Raw genomic sequence first — 6,667 nt, 5'->3', positions numbered from 1 at the left:
CTTCAATGGTCTCGTGTGCCATTGCTAATTCTTGTTCAAGCATAAAAAAATCCCCATCAACGTTGTTGATGGGGATTATCTGCTAACTGCAAGATCGTTCAAGTCTTCTTAAACGATCGGCATTAAGTCGCAATGACTGGCTTTGTTGACTCTACTTTTCGGTGTTTCTATTTGAGTGGCTAAGCGTTACTTATTCGCAACGTTACCAAGCTTCAACCACGTGTCGATAACCGTATCTGGGTTTAGTGAAACAGAGCTGATGCCTTGCTCCATTAACCACTCGGCTAGGTCGTCATGGTCAGATGGGCCTTGGCCACAAATACCTACGTACTTACCCGCTTTCGCCGCTGCATCGATAGCCATTTTCAGCATCGCTTTAACTGCAGGATTACGCTCGTCAAATAAGTGCGCAACATCGCCTGAATCTCGGTCTAGGCCAAGTGTCAGCTGTGTCATGTCGTTTGAACCGATAGAGAAACCATCGAAGTACTTCAAGAACTCATCAGCCAATATCGCATTCGATGGTAGCTCACACATCATGATGACTTTCAGACCTTGGTCGCCACGACGTAGGTTAAACTTAGCCAGAATATCGATAACCGATGCCGCTTCGCTTGGAGTACGAACGAATGGGATCATGATTTCAACGTTCTTTAGTCCCATCTCGTTACGAACACGTTTTAGTGCTTGAGTTTCAAGCTCGAAACAGTCTTCAAATACTGGAGAGATGTAACGAGATGCACCACGGAAGCCCAGCATTGGGTTCTCTTCATGTGGTTCAAACGTTTTACCGCCAACAAGGTTGCTGTACTCGTTCGACTTGAAGTCAGACATACGTACGATCACACGCTTAGGCCAGAATGCAGAAGCGATGGTCGCAATGCCTTCTGTTAGCTTGCTTACGTAGAAATCGATAGGATCTTTGTAGCCACGGATGCGTTGGTTGATTTCTGCTTTGATCTCATCCGTTTGCTCATCGAAGTTCAGCAGAGCTTTAGGGTGAATACCGATCATCTTGTTGATGATGAATTCAAGACGAGCAAGGCCAACCCCTTCGTTCGGGATTTGAGCGAAGTCGAAGGCACGATCTGGGTTACCTACGTTCATCATGACTTTGGTTGGCAGCATTGGTAGCTCATCAACCTCAGAACGTTTGATTTCAAAATCGAGTTCGCCGTTGTAAACGTAGCCCGTTTCACCTTCTGAACATGACACTGTTACGATGTCGCCATCATTTAGGCTACTTGTCGCGGTACCACAGCCTACAATGGCAGGAATGCCGAGCTCACGCGCAATGATTGCAGCGTGACAGGTACGGCCGCCACGATTAGTCACAATCGCAGACGCTTTCTTCATCACAGGTTCCCAGTCTGGGTCTGTCATGTCGGTTACCAGTACGTCGCCTTCTTGAACCAGTGACATTTGGTCTAGAGAATCAACTAAGCGAACAGGGCCAGAGCCGATACGCTGCCCGATAGCGCGGCCTTCAACCAAGACATCCGCCTTGTTGTTTAGCTCGTAACGCTCGATAACGTTTTGGTCGCTCTGAGAACATACTGTTTCAGGACGCGCTTGAACGATGTAAAGCTTGCCGTCGATGCCATCTTTTGCCCACTCAATGTCCATCGGACGTTGGTAGTGCTTCTCGATGATCATCGCTTGCTTTGCTAGTTCTTTGATCTCTTCATCGTTCAATGAGAACTCGTTACGCTCTTGAGTATCTGTGTCGATGATATCAACTTGCTTGCCGATCTCTTGGTTGGTTGAGTAGATCATCTTGATCAACTTAGAACCAAATGTCTTTTTAACAACGGGGTAGTGACCCGCTTCTAGCATTGGCTTGTGAACGTAGAACTCGTCTGGGTTCACAGCGCCTTGTACAACCATTTCACCTAGACCCCAAGAAGAGGTGATGAATACCACTTGGTCGAAACCTGACTCAGTATCAAGCGTGAACATCACACCTGAAGAAGCTTTGTCTGAGCGAACCATACGCTGGATGCCCGCTGACAATGAAATGCCACGGTGATCAAAGCCTTGGTGTACTCGGTAAGAGATAGCACGGTCGTTAAACAGAGAAGCGAACACGTGTTTAGTCGCTTCGATAACCGCATCGATCCCTTTCACGTTAAGGAAGGTTTCTTGTTGGCCTGCAAAAGAAGCATCTGGAAGGTCTTCAGCTGTTGCCGATGAACGAACCGCAACAGACAATTCTTCGTTGCCTTCAATCAGTTCGCGGTAGTTATCACGGATATCTTGCTCTAGTGATTCTGGGAAGGGTGCGTCTAGAACCCATTGTCGAATCGTTGCACCTGTCTTACGCAGTGCGTCAACGTCTTCAACATCAAGTTCATCAAGGAGTTGGTGAATGCGTTCATCAAGACCTTTGTAGTCAAGAAAGTTATTAAACGCATAAGATGTGGTAGCAAAACCATTAGGTACTGATACGCCAGCGTTGGCTAGGTTAGAAACCATCTCGCCAAGTGAAGCATTCTTACCGCCGACTTTGTCGACATCTTCCATGGAAAGGCCATTGAACCATAGGGTGTTATTTTGCATTTATTTCTCCAGAAACATAGCAAGCATTGTAGGGATTTAAAGGCAAACGATTACGTATCAGTTTAAAAAAATGTAAATTATTTTCTAAAGCTGTGGGGGACGTAATAGTCAGCAGGGTTTCGTTATATATATTATGGTTCCCATCCTACTCAAAATAATTTTAAACATTAAATAAAAAATGCAAATTGATATCCAAAGTCGTGATGTATTCTATGTTTCTGATGGAACGGCCATAACATGTGAGACTTTAGGGCATGTTGTTCTAGGTCAATTCCCATTCGAAGCCAATGAAAAAACCTTCCCGTTTGTCGAAAGTGAGGACAAACTTTCTGATTTATTAAAAGAGATCGAAATTTCGTATCGTGATACGGGCAACCACCCGTTAGTCTTTTTTTCGATTGTGATTCCAGACATCAAGCAGAAGCTCTTGGAGGCACCAGCGCATTGTTATGACGTGCTAGAGAGTATTGTGCAGAAAGTGCAAGACGATACCCAGATGGCCCCGGTGCCTAAGCTGCAGCGCTCTCGTAGTGTTAATAAAGATTCAGTGAAGTACTTCGACCGTATTGCTGCGATTGAATACACGTTGGCTCATGATGATGGCATCACGCTGAAAGGGCTTGAAGAGGCGGATATCATCCTATTGGGTGTGTCTCGAAGCGGTAAGACACCGACAAGTTTGTATATGGCGATGCAGTTTGGCTTGCGCGTAGCGAACTATCCGTTCATTCATGATGACTTGGCGCGCTTGAAGCTGTTACCCGAATTTGAGATCTACCGACACAAGCTGTTTGGTTTAACCATTGATGCGGAAAGGTTGACTGAAATCCGAGAGAACCGTTTAGCCGGCAGTGAATACGCGAGTGATTCGCAATGCTTGTATGAGTTGCAAACGGTAGAGTCGATGTTTCGCCGAGAAGCGATACCTTACATCAACACGTCTTCGTTATCGGTTGAAGAAATTTCAACGCGAATTTTGGAGCGAACAGGGTTGAGAAGGCGCTTGTTGTAGAAAAGACAATTGAGTCATAAAAATAGAAGCTCGTACGAACAATGGTTCGGGGAGCTTCGATTTTTCGTTTAGGCTCGTTGCTAACGACTAACGACTAACGACTTAGGAAATTAGGAAATTAGCGAAGAAGCTTGATGTCTAACGTTTGACTCTGTTTTTCTAACCAACGCTCAAGTGCTGGTGGCCATGTGATGCTTGGTTCAACACAGAAGCCACGAAGCATTGAGAAATAGAGTGCTTGATCAACTAAAGGTAGCGATGATTCACCATTCTCTAGATTCAATAGAAGCTCTGCATCTTTCAGTAATGGGTTAATCAGTTGAACGTATTGTGGGGTCTTTTCTAAGAGCTCTTCAAAGTTAAAACCTTCGGTCTCTTTACTTGCACGCCAAGCCTCTTTGGCTCCAGCAGAGCGATATTCAGCCAAGTCGAGGTTCCACCAACGTGGGCGTCCGATCTGTTGAGTAAGAGGGAAAGCGCGGCTTTGAAAAAGAGCAGCCTGCTCAGATGGCTCACGTTGCTCGTCACTTGATTTCAAATCCATGAAGTAAACAATGATGTCTAGGCTTTCAGCCATAATCGAACCGTCGTTTTTTTGTAGGACTGGCACCATCTTCTTACCGATCAGATCGATAAGGGTTTGAGCATCATCATAATCCACAGAAACAAGTTCGATGTTCAAGCCTAAAGATTGAGCGATGTAGGCAACTCTTGCACAGAAAGGGCAGTGGTCGTAAATGTAAAGCTTCATAGCTTCCCTTAGTTCAGGATATTATAAATATAAGTTAATGCTAATATATCAGAAAGTATTACGAACATTAAGCGTGAATAAACGCTAAGTACTAATCAACGCTAAGTATTGATAAACAGCAAGCATCAACAACACACAATAAGTGCTTGGTATAAATACTCTTTCATTAATTCTATTGTCTGTTGGATTCGGCTTTACTGCAATGCGTAGACTAATGGGAGGCTAGTGAGAAATAACGGGCACAAAAAAGGCTCTGGCGGCTCACTCTAATGCAGAAGAGTGAAGTCAGCCAAAGCCTCAATGTTGTTACCTTTAGCAGAGTGACTACTAAAAGAGCAGAGTGGTTAAACTATGCTTTTTTAAGGTCTTGTGCTGGGTAAGTAAGCGTCATTGCGCCTTCTACCGTTGTAACGTGAACGTAGCCACCACCAGCACTTAGGCCAGTCACTACCATTTCACCAAGCTCAACACCTTTTGTTGCTACAACGCGATCGTCAACTGAAAACACTTTACACACCTTCAATAAATTAAATAAATACGATAGATATCGAACGCGGATTTAAACAGATGGCACCCCAATCAACTAATCCGGTTATTTGTCGTAAAGATTAAATTTAGTTATGCATAAAACAGTATTTCTTAAAAATCAGTTTGTTAAATCATTCAGCGATGTTATTTGTCTGCCGGATAAACGACACCAACTTGTTGGCGCATCTCTGTAATTAACTTAGCAACCGTTAAAGCGCGCTGTTGGGCTTGCGTTTGTGTTGTGTTGTCTCCAGCAATGCAACTAGCAAAGGCTTGCGCCTCGTAACACATTGAATTTTCGCTTTGCGCTTGGGTTAGGCTCTCAACATTACCATCTCGGTAGCGGATCTTAATGTCAGTACATTCAGCGATGTGATCGATGATGATCGCTCCTAGTTCACCTTGGATCTCACTTGGCGTATAAGAATCACTGACTTTGGAGTGCGCAAGGGTCACATCAAACTCAGGGTATTGGAAGATCGCACAGCCATGTGCGTCCACGCCAGAATCAAGCAGCTTTGCAGAAGCCTGTGCATTTTCAGGTTTGCCAAATAACGCGACTGTCGCGGCAACACAGTAGAAGCCAATATCGACCAATGAGCCGTTAGAAAAAGCTGGGTTGAAGGTGTTTGGGTTCTCGCCATTTAGGTATTTTTGGTAGCGCGATGAATACTGGCAGTAGTTGATGTGTGCCTTATGTACCTTGCCAATCTTTTCTAAACCAAGTTGAATTTGCTTAAAGTTCGGCAGAAACTGAGATTTGTACGCCTCAAACATCACCACACCGTTCTTCTGAGCGACCTCAAACATTCGGGTTGCTTCATCAATATTCGATGCGACAGGCTTTTCACAGATGACATGTTTGCCGTGCTCCATCATGAAGATGGACTGTTCGCAATGGAGTGAATTCGGTGAAGCGATGTATACGGCTTCAACCGTTTTGTCATTGGCCAATGCGTCGAGTGAGTTATACGTCGTTTCAACGTCAAACTCTTGGGCGAACTGTGCCGCACTGTCTAGATTTCGAGAGTAAACCGCTGCAAGTTGCATCGATTGAGATTCGTGAGCAGCTTGAACAAACTTTTGTGTAATCCAATTCGTTCCAATTACAGCAAACTTAATCATATAGGTGTCCAATAGTTAGTGTATTGATTCTGCAGAGATAGTAGCACTCAACGGCTGGCAATGTGCCTGAGATTTACGGAACAATTTCCCTAAACATAGTGCCTAATATTAATAATCAGCCTTCACAGAACGTCTGGGTTGACCAGTACAACGGTGCACAACCAAGTCATTTTTGCTAAGGTATTAGTGAATTCAAATAAGGTAATGATATGCAAATCCGGACTGCCAAGGTCACTGATATAAGCTCGATCTTAGAGCTCTCAGAGCAGATAAATCGTCAACATCATCTTGGTGCCCCAATGGTATTTGCGCCACCTTCGTTGGGTTTTACTGACAGTGAAGAGTACTGGTTAGGGTTGATGATCGATCCTGTAGGGGCTTTCTTCGTTGCTGTTGATGAGCAACAAGTGGTCGGCTTCTTAGCCGGGAAGGTGACACAGAACAAGGGGGTGAGCTTTATTCAGCCGCATAAGGTGGCAAGAGTGAATACGATTGTGGTTAACGATCAAGTTCAAAGCCAAGGTGTCGGTCGAGCTTTAATGAAGTCATTCAATCAGTGGGCTCAAGCGAGCGGTGCTATCGAGCTTAGGTTAGAAGTGATGGAGTTCAACCAACAAGCTCAGGGTTTTTATGAGTCGTTAGGGATGGAAACTCAATCTCGAACCATGTCCATGCGTTTTGAGGAGATTTAA

At 44.6% G+C, this 6,667-nt stretch carries 6 protein-coding genes; 2 read left to right on the top strand and 4 right to left on the bottom strand.

The genetic code is table 11. The annotated features are described in order from the left end of the window. Nucleotides 1–186 precede the first annotated feature (186 nt). A complete protein-coding gene (ppsA, locus tag L3V36_RS20565; RefSeq protein WP_017086817.1) occupies nt 187–2,559 on the bottom strand; it encodes a phosphoenolpyruvate synthase in 2,373 nt (790 codons plus the stop codon). A gap of 178 nt (nt 2,560–2,737) precedes the next feature. On the opposite strand from ppsA, the gene L3V36_RS20560 reads away from it, so the two are divergent. Beyond that, complete coding sequence (locus L3V36_RS20560; protein ID WP_017069200.1) at nt 2,738–3,571, top strand: pyruvate, water dikinase regulatory protein; 834 nt, start codon at nt 2,738–2,740, stop codon at nt 3,569–3,571. Nucleotides 3,572–3,689: 118 nt separating this feature from the next. Here the strand turns inward: L3V36_RS20560 and grxB are convergent, their stop codons facing one another. From grxB to L3V36_RS20545, 3 genes are all read right to left on the bottom strand, one after another. Next, nucleotides 3,690–4,322 carry a glutaredoxin 2 gene (gene grxB / locus L3V36_RS20555; protein WP_102446938.1) on the bottom strand — a complete coding sequence of 211 codons (633 nt, stop codon included), beginning with the start codon at nt 4,320–4,322 and terminating at the stop codon, nt 3,690–3,692. 349 nt (nt 4,323–4,671) lie between these two features. Beyond that, on the bottom strand, nt 4,672–4,830 hold the full coding sequence (locus L3V36_RS20550) for a hypothetical protein (RefSeq protein WP_004733064.1): 159 nt from the start codon (nt 4,828–4,830) through the stop codon (nt 4,672–4,674). Nucleotides 4,831–4,994: 164 nt separating this feature from the next. Then, nucleotides 4,995–5,975 (bottom strand): Gfo/Idh/MocA family oxidoreductase, encoded by a 981-nt coding sequence (locus L3V36_RS20545; RefSeq protein ID WP_102446939.1) that lies wholly within the window; start codon nt 5,973–5,975, stop codon nt 4,995–4,997. 209 nt (nt 5,976–6,184) lie between these two features. On the opposite strand from L3V36_RS20545, the gene L3V36_RS20540 reads away from it, so the two are divergent. Continuing rightward, complete coding sequence (locus L3V36_RS20540) at nt 6,185–6,667, top strand: GNAT family N-acetyltransferase (protein ID WP_004733067.1); 483 nt, start codon at nt 6,185–6,187, stop codon at nt 6,665–6,667.

The sequence above is a fragment of the Vibrio sp. G-C-1 genome (assembly GCF_021728015.1).
Lineage (GTDB): Bacteria > Pseudomonadota > Gammaproteobacteria > Enterobacterales > Vibrionaceae > Vibrio > Vibrio splendidus.
The sequence above is the reverse complement of the archived record's forward strand: the minus strand, read 5'-3'. Positions and strand labels throughout refer to the sequence as shown.

What these genes read in the sequence shown, in the direction of transcription:
- ppsA (WP_017086817.1), bottom strand. Translation starts at nt 2,559, where the DNA reads ATGCAAAATAACACCCTATGGTTCAATGGCCTTTCCATGGAAGATGTC.
- L3V36_RS20560 (WP_017069200.1), top strand. Translation starts at nt 2,738, where the DNA reads ATGCAAATTGATATCCAAAGTCGTGATGTATTCTATGTTTCTGATGGA.
- grxB (WP_102446938.1), bottom strand. Translation starts at nt 4,322, where the DNA reads ATGAAGCTTTACATTTACGACCACTGCCCTTTCTGTGCAAGAGTTGCC.
- L3V36_RS20545 (WP_102446939.1), bottom strand. Translation starts at nt 5,975, where the DNA reads ATGATTAAGTTTGCTGTAATTGGAACGAATTGGATTACACAAAAGTTT.
- L3V36_RS20540 (WP_004733067.1), top strand. Translation starts at nt 6,185, where the DNA reads ATGCAAATCCGGACTGCCAAGGTCACTGATATAAGCTCGATCTTAGAG.